Source organism: Halobellus ruber, from assembly GCF_014212355.1.
Lineage (GTDB): Archaea > Halobacteriota > Halobacteria > Halobacteriales > Haloferacaceae > Haloquadratum > Haloquadratum rubrum.
Map to the genome: position 1 here is coordinate 30,738 of NZ_JACKXD010000002.1, position 19,812 is coordinate 50,549.

Annotated in this window: 17 protein-coding genes; 10 read left to right on the top strand and 7 right to left on the bottom strand. The window is 63.3% G+C overall.

The window, feature by feature from the left end:
* Positions 1 to 65 precede the first annotated feature (65 nt).
* Entirely contained in the window at positions 66 to 464 is a 399-nt protein-coding gene (locus tag H5V44_RS05180; RefSeq protein ID WP_185192075.1) for a TRAM domain-containing protein, read from the top strand.
* A gap of 3 nt (positions 465 to 467) precedes the next feature.
* On the opposite strand, the gene H5V44_RS05185 is transcribed toward H5V44_RS05180, so the two are convergent.
* The gene (locus tag H5V44_RS05185) at positions 468 to 2,246 is read right to left on the bottom strand and encodes a radical SAM protein (protein ID WP_185192076.1); all 1,779 of its coding nucleotides are present in this window, start codon (positions 2,244 to 2,246) and stop codon (positions 468 to 470) included.
* 227 nt (positions 2,247 to 2,473) lie between these two features.
* Here H5V44_RS05185 and H5V44_RS05190 point away from each other — a divergent pair, with 227 nt between their 5' ends.
* Positions 2,474 to 3,685, top strand: coding sequence for a 3-dehydroquinate synthase II (locus H5V44_RS05190; protein ID WP_185192077.1), 1,212 nt, complete (start codon positions 2,474 to 2,476; stop codon positions 3,683 to 3,685).
* A 3-nt stretch (positions 3,686 to 3,688) separates the two neighbouring features.
* Here the strand turns inward: H5V44_RS05190 and H5V44_RS05195 are convergent, their stop codons facing one another.
* Together H5V44_RS05195 and H5V44_RS05200 are read right to left on the bottom strand one after the other, a co-directional pair.
* Positions 3,689 to 4,144, bottom strand: coding sequence for a DUF7575 domain-containing protein (locus H5V44_RS05195; protein WP_185192078.1), 456 nt, complete (start codon positions 4,142 to 4,144; stop codon positions 3,689 to 3,691).
* A 309-nt stretch (positions 4,145 to 4,453) separates the two neighbouring features.
* Positions 4,454 to 5,110: an enolase C-terminal domain-like protein gene (locus H5V44_RS05200; RefSeq protein ID WP_343067688.1), complete on the bottom strand. Its 657-nt coding sequence runs from the start codon at positions 5,108 to 5,110 to the stop codon at positions 4,454 to 4,456.
* Positions 5,111 to 5,237: 127 nt separating this feature from the next.
* On the opposite strand from H5V44_RS05200, the gene H5V44_RS05205 reads away from it, so the two are divergent.
* Positions 5,238 to 6,011, top strand: a complete 774-nt coding sequence (locus H5V44_RS05205; RefSeq protein WP_185192079.1) for an SDR family NAD(P)-dependent oxidoreductase — start codon at positions 5,238 to 5,240, stop codon at positions 6,009 to 6,011.
* 48 nt (positions 6,012 to 6,059) lie between these two features.
* On the opposite strand, the gene H5V44_RS05210 is transcribed toward H5V44_RS05205, so the two are convergent.
* Positions 6,060 to 7,508 carry a rhamnulokinase gene (locus H5V44_RS05210; protein ID WP_185192080.1) on the bottom strand — a complete coding sequence of 483 codons (1,449 nt, stop codon included), beginning with the start codon at positions 7,506 to 7,508 and terminating at the stop codon, positions 6,060 to 6,062.
* 9 nt (positions 7,509 to 7,517) lie between these two features.
* Positions 7,518 to 8,171, bottom strand: a complete 654-nt coding sequence (locus H5V44_RS05215) for a class II aldolase/adducin family protein (RefSeq protein ID WP_185192081.1) — start codon at positions 8,169 to 8,171, stop codon at positions 7,518 to 7,520.
* Between the two features lie 1,431 nt (positions 8,172 to 9,602).
* Between H5V44_RS05215 and H5V44_RS05220 the strand changes: the two genes are divergently transcribed.
* Positions 9,603 to 10,442, top strand: a complete 840-nt coding sequence (locus H5V44_RS05220; RefSeq protein ID WP_185192082.1) for a class I fructose-bisphosphate aldolase — start codon at positions 9,603 to 9,605, stop codon at positions 10,440 to 10,442.
* A 75-nt stretch (positions 10,443 to 10,517) separates the two neighbouring features.
* Positions 10,518 to 11,282, top strand: coding sequence for an HTH-type transcriptional regulator GlpR (gene glpR / locus H5V44_RS05225; protein ID WP_185192083.1), 765 nt, complete (start codon positions 10,518 to 10,520; stop codon positions 11,280 to 11,282).
* A gap of 641 nt (positions 11,283 to 11,923) precedes the next feature.
* On the opposite strand, the gene H5V44_RS05230 is transcribed toward glpR, so the two are convergent.
* Together H5V44_RS05230 and H5V44_RS05235 are read right to left on the bottom strand one after the other, a co-directional pair.
* Positions 11,924 to 12,955 carry a zinc-dependent alcohol dehydrogenase family protein gene (locus tag H5V44_RS05230; protein WP_185192084.1) on the bottom strand — a complete coding sequence of 344 codons (1,032 nt, stop codon included), beginning with the start codon at positions 12,953 to 12,955 and terminating at the stop codon, positions 11,924 to 11,926.
* Between the two features lie 231 nt (positions 12,956 to 13,186).
* Positions 13,187 to 13,963 carry an SDR family NAD(P)-dependent oxidoreductase gene (locus H5V44_RS05235; protein WP_185192085.1) on the bottom strand — a complete coding sequence of 259 codons (777 nt, stop codon included), beginning with the start codon at positions 13,961 to 13,963 and terminating at the stop codon, positions 13,187 to 13,189.
* A 91-nt stretch (positions 13,964 to 14,054) separates the two neighbouring features.
* Between H5V44_RS05235 and H5V44_RS05240 the strand changes: the two genes are divergently transcribed.
* The 5 genes from H5V44_RS05240 (at position 14,055) to H5V44_RS05260 (ending at position 19,771) form a co-directional block, all read left to right on the top strand.
* A complete protein-coding gene (locus H5V44_RS05240; protein WP_185192086.1) occupies positions 14,055 to 15,512 on the top strand; it encodes a substrate-binding domain-containing protein in 1,458 nt (485 codons plus the stop codon).
* 41 nt (positions 15,513 to 15,553) lie between these two features.
* The gene (locus H5V44_RS05245; protein ID WP_185192087.1) at positions 15,554 to 16,486 is read left to right on the top strand and encodes a carbohydrate ABC transporter permease; all 933 of its coding nucleotides are present in this window, start codon (positions 15,554 to 15,556) and stop codon (positions 16,484 to 16,486) included.
* A complete protein-coding gene (locus H5V44_RS05250) occupies positions 16,486 to 17,361 on the top strand; it encodes a carbohydrate ABC transporter permease (protein WP_185192088.1) in 876 nt (291 codons plus the stop codon). Before H5V44_RS05245 ends, H5V44_RS05250 begins: the two co-directional genes overlap by 1 nt.
* An 82-nt stretch (positions 17,362 to 17,443) precedes the next feature.
* Positions 17,444 to 18,592, top strand: coding sequence for an ABC transporter ATP-binding protein (locus H5V44_RS05255; RefSeq protein ID WP_185192089.1), 1,149 nt, complete (start codon positions 17,444 to 17,446; stop codon positions 18,590 to 18,592).
* A gap of 147 nt (positions 18,593 to 18,739) precedes the next feature.
* Positions 18,740 to 19,771 carry an NAD(P)-dependent alcohol dehydrogenase gene (locus tag H5V44_RS05260; RefSeq protein ID WP_185192090.1) on the top strand — a complete coding sequence of 344 codons (1,032 nt, stop codon included), beginning with the start codon at positions 18,740 to 18,742 and terminating at the stop codon, positions 19,769 to 19,771.
* Positions 19,772 to 19,812: the final 41 nt, after the last annotated feature.

Sequence of the window (19,812 nt, forward strand, 5' to 3'; positions counted from 1 at the left end):
CAGCCCCGCCGAACGGGCGGTACTACTTTATTGCTCGCCCGAGACGTTCCGGCGGAGGTCTCACGGTGGAAATCTCAGATAAACTCCTGTGTCTGTTCAACGCGGACGTCCGCGACGAGGACGACCGGTACGTCGTGGAGATACCGAAACGCGAGGTCGAGACCGGGTCGATCGACCCCGGCGAAACGTACCGCGTCGCTCTCATCTCCCGTGCTGTCGAATCGTCCTCGGAACCCGCAGACGCCGAGGGGCCGACCTCGGAGCCGCAACCCCCGGTCGAACCCGGCGAACTCCGGTACGTCGAGATCGAAGACATCGGCAAGCAGGGCGACGGCATCGCCCGCGTCGAGCGGGGGTACGTCATCATCGTCCCCGACACCGAGGTCGGCGAACGGGTGAAGATCGAGGTCACCGAGGTCAAATCGAACTTCGCGGTGGGCGAAGTGATCGAAGAGGAAGTGTAGCCCCTACTCGGCGTTCGGCCGCCCGTCGTTCCGGGCGCCCCCAGTGAAGGCAGTGAAGTCGACCTCGGGGCTCGGGACCGCAGCGGCGGAGTCGTACGGCCTGTTGACCACGATGTCGCCGGCGGTGCTGCTGCCGATGCCCGGGATCGCGGTGAGTTCGTCCATCGAGGCGGCGTTGGGGTCCAGCGGATATGGCACGCCGGTGACCGACCGGTAGCCGTGGTCGACGACGGCGACGTCGATCGCACGACCGAGGTCGCGTTCGCCGGGTATCCCGACTAAAAGCGGGTAGGTGCCGAGCTGTCGGCCGAACGTCCGGCCGTCCTCGTGGTACTCCAGGTGGACGTCGGGCAGCACCGTCCCGACGGGCGCCACCCGCCGGAGCATCGGGCGGTCGATCTCCTCGCGAACCTCGCGTTTGTACTGCTTGAACCGCTTTTTGTGGTCGATCGCGATGTCAGCGCCCGCCTCCGCCATCTCGGTGCCCTCGAACGCCATCACCTGCCGGATGTTGATCCGGCGGAGCATCAGCCCCGCGTCGTAGACCCGCTGGAGGAACCGTTTGTTGTGCTCGAAGGTCTCCTCGCGCTCGCCGTTGAGGCCGTGCAGCAGGTTGATGCCGGGCAGGAGTTTGGGGAGTCGGTTCGCGGTGTCGCTCGCGGCTCCACCGCTCGCGTTCGAGGCGCGTGGCGCCTCGCTATCGCCGTGTGTCGGGGCCTCGGCCGGATCCTCGCCCGGCCGCCATCCCGCCTCCTCGTTGACGATCCGGACGGCCTCGAAACACTCGTCGGCGGTGACGTTGAGGTGGTTTTCATCCTGGACCACCGGGTCCGCGGATTCGAGCCCGAACGCGGCGGTGTCGCCGGGGGTGTTGTGCTCGGCGATGATCCGGATCCCCTCCCTGGCCTTCTCGGGCCACTTTACCACCGTGATGGGGTTCATGTTGTCGAGGTGCAGGGTTTCGAGGTCGGGCGCGACCTCGCGGATTCCGTCGTAGAGCCGGCGGAGCGCGTCGGGGTTCGGCGCCTCGCCGTCGCCGCCGTACGCGAGGATGTCGGCCTGCCGGCCCAGCCGGAAGTGGCGGACGCCGCGATCCGAGAGCGCGTCGACCTCGTCGACGACGGACCCCGGCGGCCGGAACGCGGGGTCGCCGTACATCGGCTCCGTACAGAACGAACACCGGTAGGCACACCCCCGGGAGGTTTCGAGTTCGCAGATCAGGTAGTCCGGGTGGTTGGGGTGGTGTTCCACCACGAACGCGCCGCGTTCGGCCCATCGGTCGAGTTCGTCGTTGCTCCGATACCGGTTCTCGAAGCCCTCCAGGCCGTTGTCGACGAGGTCGTACGCCGCGGCCTCGATGTCGCCCATCGCGAGGAAGTCGTAGTCGAGGTCCCGGCGCTCCATCTCCTGGGCGCCGGCGTTCTCCTCGCCGACCCCGAACCGGATCGGGCCACCCATCACCGACACGCCCTCCGCGGCCCACGCGAGTTCCCGAACCTCGTCGGGTTCGGCAGGGGTGCCGCCCACGTAGCTCCCGGGGACGGTCATTCCGCCGATGTAGACGAACAGGTCGGCGTCGGCGACGTCGGCCCACTTGCCCCGATCCTCGCGGAGTTCGTCGATCGTGTGGTAGGTGACGTTGCGCTCGGGGACGCCGGCGTCGACGAGGGCTCCGGCCGTGAACCGCGGGTACGTGGAGACGTACGGCGGCACGCCGAAATGCGCCGGCTCGTCGACGTAGCCGTCGACGAGCGTCACGGAGAGGTCGGCCGGATCGATCATACCCGATGGAGACGGCCGACGCGTAAAACGCTCACTCTCTCCGGCTGGCGCCGACCGGACCCGGACAAGCGATGGCAGATCGGGCATTAACCGTCGGGTGGGGCTTCCAAGGTCGTCTCTGCACCAGTCTTGATGAATCTATCTGTATTTGAATTATCCCGCCCGTCCCCGGCAACCCTTCCCAGAGTCGCCACGTTCAAGCGCGCCGGTCGAGTTGCACCCACAAGATGACGCGAAGCGTCTGGCTGAAGGCCGACGACACGGTCGGCGACTGGGAGGCACGGAAGCGACGGATCACCGCGGGACTGGAGGCGGGCGTCGACTGGGTACTCGTCGACGAAGCCGACGTCGGCCGCGTCCGAGACCTCGGGGACGTCTCGGTCGCCGCGTTCCGCACGGAGGACACGGCGCTCATCGACGACGTCGGCGGGGCGGGCGGAAGTGACGACGGCCCCGTGAGCGCCGAGGACCTCGGCGACGACGCCGAGCCTGACGCGTCCGTCGTCGGCAAGGACGGCGAGGGCGACGGCACCGTCGACCTCCCTTCGGACTTCGCGGGGTCGGCGGACCTCACCACCCTCCGTCGGGAGGACAACAGAGCGGAGGGCGCGTACGTCCGGATCCTCTCCGAGGAGTACGAGGCCTTCGCCGAGGCGGCCGCTGCCGACGCGGAATACACCATCGTGATCGGGGAGGACTGGACCATCATCCCACTCGAGAACCTGATCGCGCGGATCGGCGAGGAGACCGACCTGATCGCGGGCGTTACCTCCGCTGAGGAGGCCGAGACCGCCTTCGAGACGCTGGAGATCGGCGCCGACGGCGTGCTGCTCGACTCCGACGACCCCGACGAGATCAGACGGACCGTCGAGGTGCGCGACGACGCCGAACGCGAGACGCTCGACCTCCAGTGGGCGACCGTGACCGACGTCGAACGCGCGGGGATGGCCGACCGCGTCTGCGTCGACACCGGGAGCCTGATGGAGCACGACGAGGGTATGCTGGTCGGGAGTATGAGCCGCGGGTTGTTCTTCGTCCACGCCGAGACCGCCGAGTCGCCGTACGTCGCCTCCCGGCCGTTCCGGGTGAACGCCGGCGCGGTCCACGCCTACGCCCGGACTCCCGGCGGCGGGACCACCTACCTCTCGGAACTTCGGAGCGGCGACGAGGTCCAGATCGTCGACAGCGACGGCGGGACCCGGGAGGCGGTCGTCGGCCGCGTGAAGATCGAAAAGCGGCCGATGTTCCGGATCGAGGCCGAGATCGACGGCGACCGGGTGGAGACGCTGCTCCAGAACGCCGAGACGATCAAGATCCATACCCGGGAGGGCCGGACCGCAGTGACCGATCTTGAAGCCGGCGACGAGGTGTTGCTGTTCTACGAGCGCACCGCCCGGCACTTCGGCGAGGCCGTCGAGGAGAGCATCATCGAGAAGTAGCGGTCACTCAGTCGGCCCGTCAGCCGCTCCCTCGTCGGCGTCGGGGTCGACCCACTCCAGTTCCGCCGTACACCACGGACAGAAGTCGAGTTCGCGGTCGAGCTCCTTCCCGCAGGACGGACACGCCGGGTGGTCGCCACCCGTCACCGGCGGGGCGTTTGCGAGCCGGTGGGCGTCGAGCGTGCTGAGGAGCAGCAGCGCGAACACCGGCCAAACGACAACGTTGGGAAGCGACGAGGGCTCGATCGCGGCGACCGCACTGGGGTCGCCGAGCCCGCCCATTCCCGGGAGCACGAAGGCGACGAGCAGGGCCGCAGTCGCCCCGACGACGACTGCGAACCAAGTCACGGCTCGCCGCCAGCGTCGGAGGTAGAGGTGGCCGACCCCGGCGATTCCGACGGCAGCGCCGAGGACGGCGGCGAGCGTCGCGATCACCGCGCGTCGACTCGGTCGGTTCACATCCCGGTTGGAGACGACCCTCGCTGTTAAACGTGCGGAAAACGCTCGGCGGTGCCGGTTCGGCGCGACTCCGCTATCGGTCGCGGGTTGGACGCCTATGCCCATATGGTCCCGGCGCGAGCCGATGCAGCGTACGAGGTTGAGATTTCCGTGCGTGGTGTTCGACTTCGGAATCGAAGGTACATATAGAAGCTAATATATTACGATATTGTCGTTTCGCTGAAAAGAGCATTGGAGGTCAAAATCCCGGAAGGGGATGACGTGATCGGATCAGTCGGGCGGCATTTGGACGAGTAGTAGTTTTAATATTTAATAAGAAAATAGTACTAAAATTGTGAATTCGAGTTCAGACTTCGCACTCGATCCCCAGCCCGGGTCCGGTCGCTCGACGTGTCCTCCCCCGAACTCGAAGGTGTGTGGGTCTCCCAGCAGCGCCAACCGTTCGCTGGACACCGGATCGTGGAGTTCCAAGTCCCGTTCCTGCATCACGACGTTCCCCGAGCAGAACCCGACCTGGAGGCTCGCCGCGAAGGCGACCGGACCCAGCGGACAGTACGGAACGACGGCGGCGTCGAACGACTCCGCCAGCGACGCGATCTTCCGGAGTTCGCTGATCCCGCGGGCTCCAGCGCCCGAAACTCCTGTGCGAAGTTGAGCTTGAACGCGCGGTAACCCCTGTCGGAGCCCTGTCGGGCGGCGTCGGGGACGTCCTCGGGGGAGTCGCTGCCGAGCCGCTGGTAGACCAGTAACCGGTCGCGGACGTGACCGCCGAGCAGTTCGTGGATCGGGGCGCCGTACTGTCGGCCCTTGATTCCCACAGGGCGTGATCGATCCCCGCGAGCGCGCTCGCCAGGATCGGGCTGCCCCGGTCGACCATCCCTTCGTCGGCCTCCAGTTTGAGCAACAGCCACCGCGGGGGGACGGCGAACAGCTCGTAGCCCGTGATCCGCATAGCCGTGGTGACACGCAGCACGCAGTTGAACGGGGCGGCTCCGGACACGACTCACCAGCCCCGAAGCGGGGAACGGGGGGCGCCCCGTCGACCGGGCCGTCGCGCGTAGATTTAATTCGGAGGCGGGCGAACGCCCCGGGTATGAGCCTACTGGAACGCTTCTCGCTCGACGGGGAGGTGGCCGTCGTGACCGGCGCGGCACAGGGGCTGGGCAGGCAGATGGCGGCGGGCCTCGCAGAGATGGGCGCGGACGTCGCAATCGCCGACCTGAACCACGAGAAGGCGGCCGAGGCGGCCGCCGAACTCGACGGCGGGACCGAGGTGATCGCCGTCGAGACCGACGTCACCGACGAGGCGTCGGTCCGTGGGATGGTGGAGACGGTGACCGAGCGGCTCGGTCCGATCGACGTGCTGGTCAACAACGCCGGTATCGTCGAGAACGGCCCCGCCGAGGGGACGAGCCTCGAATCCTGGCGGCGGGTCCTGTCGGTCAACCTCGACGGCGTCTTCCTGTGTGCCAAACACGTCGGTCGGCGGATGCTCGATCGGGGACGGGGGCGGATCGTCAACGTGTCGTCGATGTCGGCCTTCGACGTCAACGTCCCGCAGAAGCAGGCCAGCTACAATGCCACGAAGGCCGGCGTCTCGATGCTCACGAAGTCGCTGGCCGTCGAGTGGGCCGACCGGGGGGTCCGCGTGAACGCGATCGCCCCCGGATATATGCGGACCGACCTCGTCGACGAGGTGCTCGCAAACAACCCCGAGATGGAGGAGACCTGGACCGAGAACACGCCGCTCGGCCGGCTCGGCCGACCGGAGGAACTGCGCGAGTTGGTGGTGTACCTCGCCTCCGAGGCCTCCTCGTATATGACCGGCACGACGGTCGTGATGGACGGCGGCTACACGGCCCGGTGACGACGGTTTGCGAGCGCCCGGAACTCGGATCCGGAAAATCCCGAGCGATCAGGTCCCGGAGAGCGCCCGGAGCTGCTCTTTCGCCCGGGGCCAGCCCCCGCCAGGTTCGTACGTCGTCGAGGGGAAGGAGGCCTCGACCAGTTCCCGCCCGGCCGCGAGGTCCGGAAGCGTCCCCGCCCCGATCGTCTGCGTCAGGAGGTTGCCGACCGCGGTGGCTTCGACCGGGCCGATCGTGACCGGTCGCGCGGTGGCGTCGGCGAGGAGCCGACAGAACAGCTCGTTTCGGACGCCGCCGCCCCCGAGGACGATCCGGTCGGGGTCGGTGCCCGCGGCCGCCGTCAGCTGATCGACGCTGAGGGCCGTCTTTGTGACGAGGCTGTCAAGCAGACAGCGGACCACCGCACCCTGGTCGTCCGGGACCGGCTGCTCGGTCCGGTCGGCGTACGCCCGGATCTGCTCCGGCATCGACCCGTCGATCGAGAAGTCCCCGGCGTCCGGGTCGACTATGGTGCGTCTCGGCTCCGCGTCGGCGGCCGCCGACAGCAGGCGGTCGTAGTCGGTCGGCTTCCCGGACTCGGCCCACGCCGCCCGGCACTCCTCGAGGAGAAAGAACCCGTTGATGTTCTTCAACAGCCGAACCGTGCCCTCGGCGCCGAGCTCGTTCGAGAACGAGTGCTCGAACGCCGCGTCGCTGTACGTCGGTTCCTCGCGCTCGACGCCGAGGATGAACCACGAGCCGGTGTTGAGAAACGCGGCGTCGTCGGAAAGCGGGAGCCCCGCGACCGCGGCGGCGGTGTCGTGGCTCGCCGGTGTCACGAGCGCAGGATCCGACGACGGCGCGTACTCGTCGCGGACCCGGCCCAGGGACTCGCCGGACTCGGCGAGATCGGGCAGCAGCCCGGTCGGGAGGCCGAGTTCGTCGAGAAGGTCCGTGGCCCACGACCGAGTGGCCGCGTCGACCATCTGCGTGGTCGAGGCGATCGTCACTTCCCCGGTGGGACGGCCGCCGAGCAGCGTCGAGAGGAGCTGCGGCATCAGGAGCAGCCTGTCGGCGCGTTCGAGGAGGTCCGGCTCCCGGTCCGCAAGGGTGTGGAGCTGCCACAGCGTGTTCGGGGTCGTCCAGTTCGAGATCCCGGTCGCCTCGAACAGCCGGCGTTTCCCGACGGTCCCGAACACCGCCTCCTTCGTCGCGGTCACCTCCGGGTCGCGGTAGGAGGTCGGCATCCGCAGGAGTTCGCCGTCGGATAGCAGCCCGAAGTCCAGCCCCCAGGTGTCGATCCCAACCGTGTCGAGTTCCTCAACGCGCCCGTCGGCGGCGGCGATGCCGGCGGCCATCCCGTCGACGAGCGCGTCGACGTCCCAGACGTACCGACCGTCGCGCTCCACCGGCGCGTTCTCGAACCGGTGTACTTCCGTGACATCGATCTCCGAGCGGGTAACGGTGCCCAGAAAAACCGTCCCGCCGCTGGCCCCGATGTCGATCGCGACGTGGTTCATCTGCCCCCGTTACTGGCCATAGTCGTCGATCTTCCGGCTCAGCCGGTCGATCTCCTCGTCCGGCAGGATCTCCGGCTCCCCGATCGCCCGCGCCTGGTGGTGGATCCGGGCGCAGTACTCGACCATCAGCGCGACCGTATAAGCGTCCTCGAGCGACTCGTCGGCGGTCAGTACCCCGTGGTTCCGGAGCAGCGTCGCGTTGTACTCCGCCCCGAGCGCGTCGACTGCCGCCTCCCCGATCGCCTCCGTCGCGTGCGTCCGGTACTCCGTGACCGGCACCTCCGAGCCGGTGAAGGAGAGTAAGTAATGCGACGCGGGGATCGGCTCCCCGAGCGACGCGAACGTGGTCGCGTACGGCGAGTGGGTGTGGACGACGCCGCCGACGTCCGGGCGTTCCTCGTACACCGCCAGATGCATCGGCAGTTCCGTCGACGGCTCCAACTCGCCAGCGACGACGGTTCCGTCCACGTCGACGACCGGCACGTCCGCCGGCTCGACGTCCTCGTACGGGATCCCCGAGGGGCTGATCGCGATCCGATCCGCGTCGAGACGGACACTCAGGTTCCCGCCGGTTCCGGTCGTCAGGTCGTCTTCAAGCAGGCGACGGCCGTACTCGCAGATGGCAGTGCGTACGTCCTCGTGAATCAGTTGTGTGTCAGCCATCGGTTGTGATCTCCGACATCGGATACGACGATGTCGCACTAAGATCTAACTGTGTCGCCGGGGCGCTACGCCTGTTTGTAAACTGTGATCTCCGTCTCGAATTCATCCTATTGCTGGTGGATCGGCTCCCCGTCTACATCCCGGGCAGCCGGCTGTCGCGGTGATAAACGGGTTGAACCACCCCTCACCGTCACTGAACCGGCCCGGGTAAACATCCGTGCCACTCGTAGTTTCTCGATACGATGGTTTTCAGGACACTCCCGTGGGTAGTCGGGCCTACTCCGCTTTCGTACTTTTCTCATATACATAAAAGGTAATTGGTATATAAGCGCCGAGTGGGGTCGAATCTCCGGTCACGACCGCAATCAACAGGGTATTGTTCAGTCTACCTTTGACCGGGTTCAAACCCGCTTTGCGTCCGGAAAAACGCTCATTCGGATCACCGATCAACGGGACCGGCTGTACGCCGCTGTCGATTCATAATCTAACAGGGTACGTAACGACCTTATCAAACTACAATCATTAATACGAAATAGTTCATTCTAACCTCTCGGGACGCAGCAGACCGAGCGAACCGCGGCCCACGTCAATCGAGCGCCGTACCATTACACGTATATGATTGTAATAGAACCGAAATCCGACGCACATTCACAAGGACACAGTTGACACCGGTCGGCACCGATCAGTCCAACACCGCCCTGACTGCACGTGACGAATTGGCTCCAACGGGAGCATATTTCTACACAAAATGGGTTGAATTAATTTAAAATCAATCAATAACAATTAGCCGTATGTCAGACTCATGTTTGCGACGGCCCACTGCGTACTGCGATTGTGATTCGTTACTATTCCGCGCGCCGTGCTGCCGGATTAAATATTGAAACGAAAAGCGTTAAATTAATCGTAAATTTTAATAAATAATCAGGTCCGTATAGATCTCCTTGGCGGGCAGCAGGCCCCGTTCGGTTGCAGTTTTGCGAAGAATCGGTGTTCGATGCTGGACGACAGTGCCGGTTCCGGAGATGGGCCCGTCGTAACCACCGTCGACATCGGTGTCCATCCCGAAGACACAGTTACCCCGGCGCACGAAGGGACCGAGACTGGTGAGCACGTCTTACCGGATGCCCCGGACGCCGTAGAGATCCGAGCGACCGTCGAGGGGCTACCGTTAGTACTGCTTCACTCCGTCCGTTCGTGATCGACGCGAACGGGTACAGTATCGCCCCCTGAAGGCTACAGTGCGGATGATCACCCGAGTACCAGTACACGGCCCTTCGCTTGGTTCGTCATCACTCTGTACCTCCGAGTTATCCAAGCGTTAGGATGAGCCATAAGCGGTAGCATCCGATATCGCGCTGATCGCGCGACCCTGACGTCCGCGAAACGAGTGAGGATTTATGTAGGAGGACCTGAGTCACTAAACTGGAGATAATGAAGACCACCGAACTATTAGACACCCATTCGGGGAACGCCGTAGTTGTGGCTCTGGACCACGGACTCAGCCTTGCGGCACCCGAAGGTTTCGAAGACCCGAACGAAACCCTCGAAACAGTGTTACGTGGTGAACCGGACGCCGTTCTCGTGGGGCCGCACTTCGCCCGTCACTACGCGGACCGACTGGAGGCCGCGGACGTCGACATTGTCCTCACTGCAGACGTAGTGACTTGGTCAACGAGCCCCGGTCGTGACCACGGCCAGGACATCTGGACGCCAGCGTTCGACACGGAGTTTCTCACGGAACTCGACCCCGTCGGCGTGAAGGCGGTTCTCGTATTCGGTCGCGACGACAGCGGGACGTTCCGTCGGAACGTCGAGTACATCAGTCGACTCGCCGAGGAGTTACGCGGCACGGACGTCCCGTTGGTCGTCGAACCCGTGATGTGGGGCGAACGTATCCCGGACCAGTTGGAGACGGACCCGGACTACGTCGCTGACGCACTCCGTATGGGGTGGGAGTTCGGAGCTGACATCCTGAAGGCGCCGTACACCGGTAGTGTCGAGTCGTTCGAGCCGGTAGTCGAGAACGCGCCTGTTCCGGTGATGATCCTCGGCGGTGCCGCAACCGGAACCACCCGTGGAATGCTCGAATCCGTGGAGGGAGCGATGGACGCCGGTGCGCGCGGGCTGATGATCGGACGGACCATCTGGAAGTCGGCGGACCCCGAGCGGACCGTCGGTGCGCTGATGCGGATCGTCCACGAGGGCGCCGAAGTCGACGACGTCTGGGACACGACGGATGCGAGACCCGTTCCCGACGGGGGCGAAGATTAAATAACTGTCACACGTACGCGGCGCTATGCTACGTGCACCGAGGCGGCAATCGCTCACTCCCCGTCCTGTGGTCGTATGACCACACCCGAGCAGCGCCGCCGGTCCATTGCCGACCTCGTCACCCAGCACGATGGGTTGTCGGTCGAGGAACTCGCCTCGGAGCTTGCGGTGTCGCCGTCGACCATCAGGCGCGACTTGTCGGACCTTGCTGAGCGAGGGATCGTAGAACGTACTCACGGTGGCGCCGTCCCGGTAACGAACGTCGGCGTCGAACAGCCGTTCAACCAGCGGGTCATCCACAACCTCGACCGCAAACAACCGATCGGGGAACGAGCCGTCAAGGAGATCCAGGAGGGACAAGTCGTCTACTTCGACGCAGGCACGACGACGATGCAGGCGGCAAAGAAGGTCCCGGACGACCTATCGAACGTCTTCGTCACTAACTCGCCGTTGTTACTCTCCCGACTCGCCAACGAAGAAGAAACTGTCAAGCTGACTGGCGGCCAGTATCGATATGAAACGAAGGCGCTGATTGGCCCGGCCGCTGAAAACTACATCCGGCACTCCAATTTCGATCTCGCCTTTCTCGGCGTCAACGGCATCTCCGAGGACGGGGAACTTTCAACCCCGAACGAGTCCGAAGCGGAACTCAAACGCCTGGTGATGGCTCGAACCAGCCGAGTTGTCGTCGTCACTGTCATCGAAAAGTTCGGCGAGCAGACGTTCCGACAGTTCGGCTCGATCGACGATATCGACCTTCTGATCACCGACGCACGCGTCCCGGAGCCGTTCCGCGACCTGTTCGATGAAACGGAACTCGCCGAGGACGTCTTCGAGTAACCCGAGTAGCGTATTTATCCAGCAGGAGTCTACCGATACGCTGTGTTCGTGTCGGTCCCACCGATGCGATAGCCGACGGGAAAGCCGTCTACCGCTCCGCTGTTGCCGGAGCCCCGAGCAGTTTGCTCGGCATCCGTCCCTCCGTGTGGGATGGTGAAGCAACGCAGTCGAACTCCGGGCCGCTGGGCGGCGTAACAGTGCCGGGCGCAGTACTTTCACGCCCCCGCCCCGGGAGTGGGGCTTGCCGACCTCGTCCGCCGCAACCTTGCACCATCCCCGGTTCCGTGACAGGTATGTCACCAACGTTACTGTAGCAGCGTTTGCAAGTCTTCGCTCACTCGATCGCACGACGGCGTGCGATCGGATGTGCAACCAGTTGCAAACGCTACTATACCGGCGAACCGAGTCGAGTAAAACGTCGATTCAGTCCTTCGAATCGACCGTATCGAGAAAACAACGAAGCCTCAAGACCCACGTGTGTCCGGCTGACCGGCGAGGAGTTCGCCGACTCCGGGGAACAAACAGGTCCGCGAAAACGACCGCCGGACTCTCGACACGCGAGGCGGATCGGTATTCGGTAAGCCACGCGTGACCGGACGGTTCACCGGAGACGGTCGGAACGAGGGGGCCGGTCGAACTGCTCAGTCGTTCTTACCCGGGACGACGACTTTTTTGAGCCCGTCGTTGTTCTGCATTCGTTCGAACGCGGACGGAATCTCTCCGAGACCGATCTCCTCCGTAACCAGTGGTTCGGCGTCGATACGGCCGTGCTGAAGCAGTGTCACTGCTCGTTCGAACGTCTCGTGTGTGAGGGCAAAGGTGCCCCTGATATCGAGGTCGTTGTAGTAAACGTCGAACGGATTGATCTCCATTGTGGCGTCCTGTTTCGGGACGCCCACGATGAGTGTCGTCCCGCCGTTGGCGGTCACGTCGTACGCCTGTTGAATCGTCGGGACCAGTCCGACGACTTCGATGCCGGCGTCGACTTCGCCGATCTCCTCGCTGATGGTCTCGACGGGATCACCGGCCTCGGGGTCGACAACGAGGTCGGCGCCCATCCCCTTCGCGACCTCGCGCCGCTTCGGGTTGAGTTCCGACACCGCGATCGGACTCGCACCCCGGTTCCTGAGTGTCTGTAACAGCAGGAGGCCAATCGGCCCCGCTCCGATCACCGCGACGCTATCACCCTGACCGACTCCGCTCCGGTCAGCGGCGTGGATACAGCACGCGAGCGGTTCGGCGAGCGCCGCATAACGGAAGGGCAGATCACCGATCAGTTCGACGTTGCCCGCAGGGGCCTGGACGTACTCGGCGAATGAGCCGTCGAGGATGCGATCGCCGGCACCCCCGATCGAGGCCGCGTTCTCACAGAGGTTGGTTTCACCTCGCTTGCAGTACGAGCAGGCGTAACACGGGACCACGGGGTTCACCGTGACGCGGTCGCCGGACGCTAACCCATCGACGTCGTCACCGACCTCGACGATGGTTCCAGCGCTTTCGTGCCCGAGCACTGCCGGGAAATCGACAGCAAAGGACCCACGGAACATGTGTAGGTCCGTTGCACAGACGCCGCACGCACCAACTCGTACCACTACGTCGTTCGGCCCCGGTTCGGGCCGTTCTCGATCCCGCACTTCCATCTCACCGACATCGGTCAGTGATGCTACGCGCACTGTCGTCTCCGTGGACGGGTGCTTGCTCGTTTCTTCGTCCGCGTATCCGTACTGTGTACGTACATCATAGCTCTCGTTTCGTCGTTGAAGTCACAGAAATCCGACGGTGGGTGGAGGACTGAGGGTTCATCGAACACGAGCGAGTCATTCACACAACCTCGTCTCGAACCGATATGGTCGGAGCCTGAACATAAATGTTGGCACCGTCGGTCGGGATGCTGCCGACGGTAGTCATCGATTATCGAGTCGCCAACTGTCGATGGGGACCTGCCCGCCGTCGACGCGGAGTTCGTGACCGTTGATGTAATCGCTCGCCGGGGAGGCCAGGAACGTAACCGCGTCGGCGACTTCATCCGGTTCAGCGAACCGTCCCAGTGGGTTGTTGTCGAGAATTTGCTCTGTGACCGCGTCACTGAAGTCGTCGGTTAGCCTCGTGTTGGCCCACCCGGGGGCGACAGCGTTGACTCGGATCCCCTCCCGCCCGAGTTCGAGAGCCAGGCTCTTCGTCAACCCCAGGAGGCTGTACTTCGCAACGTCGTAGGCGGGTGACATCCCGACGCCGTTCTTGGTGTGGATCGATGTGAAATTGATTATCTTCCCGTATCCCCGCTCTACCATCCCGTCGACCACTTCGCGGGTACAGTGTAGTGCCCCGCCCAGGTGGACGTCCAAATTGTGGTCAAAGGTCCAGTCGTTGGTCTCGTCTGTGAACGGCCCCGCGTCGCCCACGCCTGCATTGTTGACGAGAACGTCGATCGGCCCGAGTTCATCTTCCGCCGTCTCGACCATCGCAGCGACTTCTGCCTCATCGCTTACGTCCGCGGGGACGCCGATGGCGTCGACGCCGAGGTCGCGAACGTCCGCTGCCGTCTCCTTCACCACTTCCTTGTCGATGTCGTTGACAACGACATCCGCCCCGTTTCGTGCCAGCGCTTCGGCAGACGCCCGTCCCATTCCTCGACCCGATCCGCTGATGAGTGCCGTCTTTCCTGTGAGGGTGTAATCCATTATACTACGTCGATTCTCCCGGGATCAGTAATAAAGCCACCGTGGCAAAGGTTTATATCTAATCATTATTAATTGATCAGCGGAGCCAAGTATGAGAGACGATATCAACCGGCGGCAGTATTTAAAAGCAGCAGGCGTGACCGGGTTAGGCGTCTTGGGTTCCCTCGCAGGTTGTACCCGCGGTGGATCAGGCGGTGGATCCGGCGACAGTGGATCCGGCGACAGTGGATCCGGCAGCGGTGGAACCACCAGCGGCGGTGATGGTTCGGGCTCGTCCGAGGACCTCCCGATCCCGCTCAGCGAATACGACAGCGCAGACATCGAGTGGCAGCAGTTCGAAGGCGATCAGATCAACATCGGCGCAGTCGCACACCCCTGGGTCGACGCGATAAAACCCGCAATCCCCGTCTTCGAGGAGCTCACGGGGATCGACGTTGTCTGGAACATTCTGCCGGAAAACCAGTTCCGGACGAAGCGCCAGACTGACGTCAGCACCGGTTCGGGGCAGTTCGACGTCTTCTTCATGGACCAGGTCGTCAACCAGTTCCGTAACGAGGGTTGGCTTCAGCCCCTTGATCCGTACATCAACGACGGCAGCCTGTTCGACGAGAGCTGGTACGGTATGGACGACCTGTTCGAGTCGTCAATCTGGCAGGCTCACGGTGGGGGCTACAGCGACAACTGGACTGGAATGCCGATCACCGTCGAGGTCCAGACCCAGTTCTACCGGGAAGACCTCTACGAGAAACACGGGCTGGAGGTCGCAGAGACGTGGCAGCACCACCGTGAGAACGCCAAGGTCATCCACGAGGAGGAGTCCGACATCGTCGGGACCGCCGGTCGGGGGCAGAAGGGCTACGGGATGAACATCTACATCCTGAATACGCTCCTTCGCCAGAAAGGGTCGAAGCTCTGGACCGAATTCCCGACCGACTCCGGGTTGGACACCCAGGGCGTCATCGAAGCAGCGGACTACTACACGAGTCTGCTTCAGGACTACGGCCCCGATGGGGCATCGACCCAAGCGTGGTCCGACGTGCTCGCGACGATGCAGGAGGGCCGCGCCGGTCAAATCGTTGCCGATGCGAATCTGTTCTGGGGCGGTCTGACGGGCGAGGATTCGAGCGTCGCGGATAGCGTCCAAATCACCAAAGTGCCCAAGCCAGAAGGCGGTGAGCTGAACCCCAACGCGTTCAACTGGCAGATTTCAACGTCGCAGGCCGCCAGCAACTCCGAGCAGGCGTTCCTCTTTATGATGTGGGCGACGTCCGAGCCGACCAACACCTGGATGCACACGGATAACGGCGCCGTGTTCTCCGTGCGGCAGTCCGTCTGGGAGAACGACGACTACATCTCGCAAGTTGGCGAGGACTTCGCGCGGGTCTCGCTCGAATCGCTGAAGGTTTCGTCGCCGGACCCGTTCGACCGCAAGTATCCCGAATGGGGACAGCGGTACTCCGAGGAACTCCAGAAGGCCCTCGCGGGCCAGAAAGGCGCCGAAGCGGCGATGAAAGACGCCGCGAAAGCCGCCGAAGACATCTACAGCTGAGGCATAAACCAACACCGGGGTGATTTCTCCGATACACATCTATGAGCACACAAACACAGACAGAGACGACCAACAGATCGGGGCTCGCTCAGGTTCGGGACCTGTGGAACGAGTACCTGCCGTACTGGATGATCGCACCGATGGTGCTGGTGATGGTGATGATCACCTTCTTCCCCGGTGCGTACGACCTGTATCTCAGCCTGATCGAAGAGCCCACAGTAAACGTCTTCGCGGCCGAGTTCGTCGGACTGGAGCACTACGAAACGGCGTTCACTCGCGGCGGCGCAATCCACTCGTTCGTCATCACGATCACCGTCGTTGTCAGTGCGCTGGTGCTTGAGAGTCTCCTCGGCTTCCTTCTGGCGGCGTTCGTGGCTGGGGTCGACTCCGGTCGGCTCAAGTCCTTCTACCGCGTCCTATTCATTCTCCCGATGGCCGTCGCCCCCGTGTCGCTGGCGACGATCGGGCGGATCATGTTGAACACCGAGATCGGTGTCATCCCGTACGTCATCAACACGTTGACGCCGCTAACGGCGCCGGCGTTCCTCGCGGATGTACCACTGCTGACCGTGATCCTGCTCGACACGTGGAACTGGACGCCGTTCATGTTCATCATCTTCTACGCCGGCCTCTCGTCGGTACCCGACACGCTGGTCGAGGCCTCGCGAATCGACGGCGCACCGCTGTGGCGGCGGTACGTTCACGTCATCATTCCGTACATCAAGCCGGTGGTGTTCGTCGCTGTCCTGATCAGGATGATCGACCTGTTCCGGACGTTCGGCGTGGTGTACGGGCTGACCCAGGGTGGGCCGGGGACGGCCACCCAGTTGGTGAGCATTAACATCTACGAACAGATGTTCATCAACAACGCACCGGGCGTTGCGACCGCGATTGCGGTCGTCTACCTCATCTTCGTCATCGCGATCGCGAACGTCATTATCGCGAAGGTCGGCTTCGAGGGGGTGTGGGACTGATGGCGACGTCGGACACCACCCCCGGTTCGTCACAGCGGTTCGAGAAGGGGACCCGCGAGACGCTCGTCACGATCGCCCGCCACGCCTTCCTCCTCACGTGGTCGTTCATCGTGCTGTTCCCGCTGTACTGGCTCGCGTCCATGTCGTTGAAGCCTCCGGGGCAGGCGAACTCGCTCCCGCCGGACTGGATCTTCCTGCCGACGGTGTACAACTACCTTCAACTCGTCCAGAGTTCGGATTTCGTTGCGGCGTTCGCTAACAGCCTGCTTATGGTCGGGGCGTCGGTGGTTCTCGTCCTGCTGATCGGCGTGCCGGCGGCATACGTCCTCTCGCGGTACGACATCCCGAAAGAGCGGGACGTCCTCGTGTGGATCCTCTCCTCGCGGATGCTCCCGCCCATCGCTGTCGTGCTTCCGTTCTTTATCATCTTCCAAACGTTCAACCTGTTTGACAGCAAGATCGGTATGGTTCTTATGTACGTCAGCATCAACCTCTCGTTGGTCGTCTGGGTGATGAAGGCGTTTTTCGACGGGATCCCCGAGACGCTGGAGGAAGCCGCGCGCGTCGACGGCGCAACCCAGTTTCAGGGGTTTATGAAGATCATCCTCCCGGCGGCCAAACCGGGCATCTTCTCGGTCGCGATCATCAGCTTCATTTTCGCGTGGATCGAGTTGTTGTTCGGGCTCGTGCTGACGAGCTTCAAGGCGGTGCCAGTCACGTTGTTCGTGTACTCGTTCATCGGCTCGCGCTCGATCGAATGGTCGATGCTCGCGGCGGCCTCGACGGCGATGATCATCCCCGTCGGGATCTTCCTGATCCTGGTGAACAAGTACCTCGCAGCAGGACTCAGCTTCGGCGTGGTGATCAAGGAATGAGGCCCACTGTCGACAACACCGACCGCTCGCAACACACGCTCTCGTTGCAGAGGGTTGACAACCACTCCACGGAGGCAACACAATGGCAGACATCACGCTAAACAACGTCACGAAACGCTTCGGAGAGGGTGGAGACGCGATCCTCGCAGTCGACGATGTCTCTCTCGAGATCGAAGACGGGGAGTTCGTCGTCTTCGTCGGTCCATCCGGGAGCGGCAAGTCGACACTGATGCGTATCGTCGCCGGGCTCGAAACCCAATCCGAGGGTGACGTGTACATCGGCGATACGCTCGTCAACGAACTCGGACCGCGCGCGCGGGACATCGCAATGGTGTTCCAGAACTACGCGCTGTACCCGAATATGACCGTCGAGGGGAACATGTCGTTCGGGCTGAAGATGTCGACAGAGCTCTCGGACTCCGAGATCGAAACGCAAGTGACCGAGACCGCCGAGATGATGGGTATCGGGGACTTGCTGGATAGCAAGCCCGGCGAGCTCTCCGGTGGGCAACAACAGCGCGTCGCGCTGGGTCGGGCCATCGTCCGTGACCCGAACGTGTTCCTGATGGACGAGCCGCTCTCCAATCTGGACGCGAAGCTACGGACGACGATGCGTACCGAGATCAATCGGCTACAGAACGATCTCGGCGTGACAACGCTGTACGTCACGCACGACCAGACTGAGGCGATGACGATGGGCGACCGGTTGGTTGTTCTCGACCACGGCGAACTCCAGCAGGTCGGCACGCCAGTGGAGTGTTTCTACCGTCCGGTAAACCAGTTCGTCGCGGGCTTCATCGGCTCGCCCTCGATGAACTTCTTCAACGGTCACCTCGACGGGGGGACGCTCCGCGCCGACGGCTTCGATTACGAACTCACCGAACGGATGCAAGCATCAGTCGACGGCACCACCGAGGTCACGCTCGGCATCCGCCCGGAGGACGTCACGCTCCACGACGGCGCACACGCCGACTACGAGTTCGAGGCGGTCGTGGATGTCGTCGAGCCGATGGGAAGCATCGCCTACGTGTATCTCCGTCCGAAGGACCAGGAGATAGACCAGACGTTCGTCGTCGAGGCTGACGGACGACGTCCGATCACCGAAGGGGAGTACATCGAGGTCGAATTCCCCGCCGAAGATGTCCACCTCTTCGATGGGGAAACGGGGGAGACGATCCACCAGCGTGAACTCGAGTCGGAGGGGCAAGTCACGGTGAGCGAGCAAGCGTAGTCCGTCCGTAGTTCGCACAACGATCCGCCAGCTTCCGTTGTACGGTGTGCGCCTGCCCGTTCCCCGTGACGACACTGACACGGCCGAGCGCGGCGATCCCGTCACCCCTGCCAAATCTATTAATACCTGTACACCGAGCTTTTTTATATGAGAACGGCAGTACTGATCGAACCCCATCAGTTCGAGCTTCAGGATCGCCCCCGACCATCGCCAGGTCCGGACGAGGTCCTCGTCGCCGTCGGGGAAGTGGGTATCTGCGGGTCGGACGTGCACTACTATGAACACGGCCGTATCGGGGATATCGTCGTCGAGGACCCGCTCGTTCTCGGTCACGAGAGTGCCGGAACGGTGATCGATACCGGTGAGAACGTTGCCACACTCGAACCGGGCGACCGCGTGGCACTTGAGCCAGGTGTCCCGTGTCGACGGTGCAGTCACTGTACGGGAGGCGACTACCATCTCTGCGCGGACGTTCGGTTTATGGCGACACCGCCCCACGACGGTTCATTCGCCGAATACGTGTCCTGGCCGGAAGACTTCGCCTACAAGCTGCCGACGACCGTCTCGACCACTGAGGGGGCACTCTGTGAACCGCTTTCCGTCGGCATCCACGCCTGTCGTCGTGGAAACGTTGGCACGGGCGACACTGTACTCGTGACCGGTGCGGGACCGATTGGACTGATGATACTGGAAGCCGCCCGGGCGACCGGAGCGACCGACATCATCCTGACCGACGTTGTCGAGGAGAAACTCGCGTTCGCGCGCGAACGAGGGGCCGATCTCGCGGTCAACGTCGCGGAGGCGGATCTGGAAGCGGCTGTCGACCAGTATACCGACGGCGTCGGGGTCGATGTCGTTGTCGAGGCGTCCGGTGCAGCCTCGTCTATTCGATCCACGCTCGATGCGGTCAAGCGAGGGGGTACCGTAGTCCTGGTCGGACTCGCAAACGAGGCGACAGTTCCGTTCGACGTCCTCGATATTATCGACAACGAACTCGACGTCCTCGGATCCTTCCGATACAAGAACACCTACCCGGCAGCGATCGACCTCTTGGCGGATGGCGTTGTCGATGTCGAAGGGATTGTCGAATTCGAATCAACGCTTGCGGACATCGACGACGCCTTCCAGCGAGCGATGGATCCGAGCGTCGTCAAGGGAATGATTACGATAGACAGGTGAGTGTCCGAACTGACCGGTCCTGTCGAATTACGTGCCGTGAC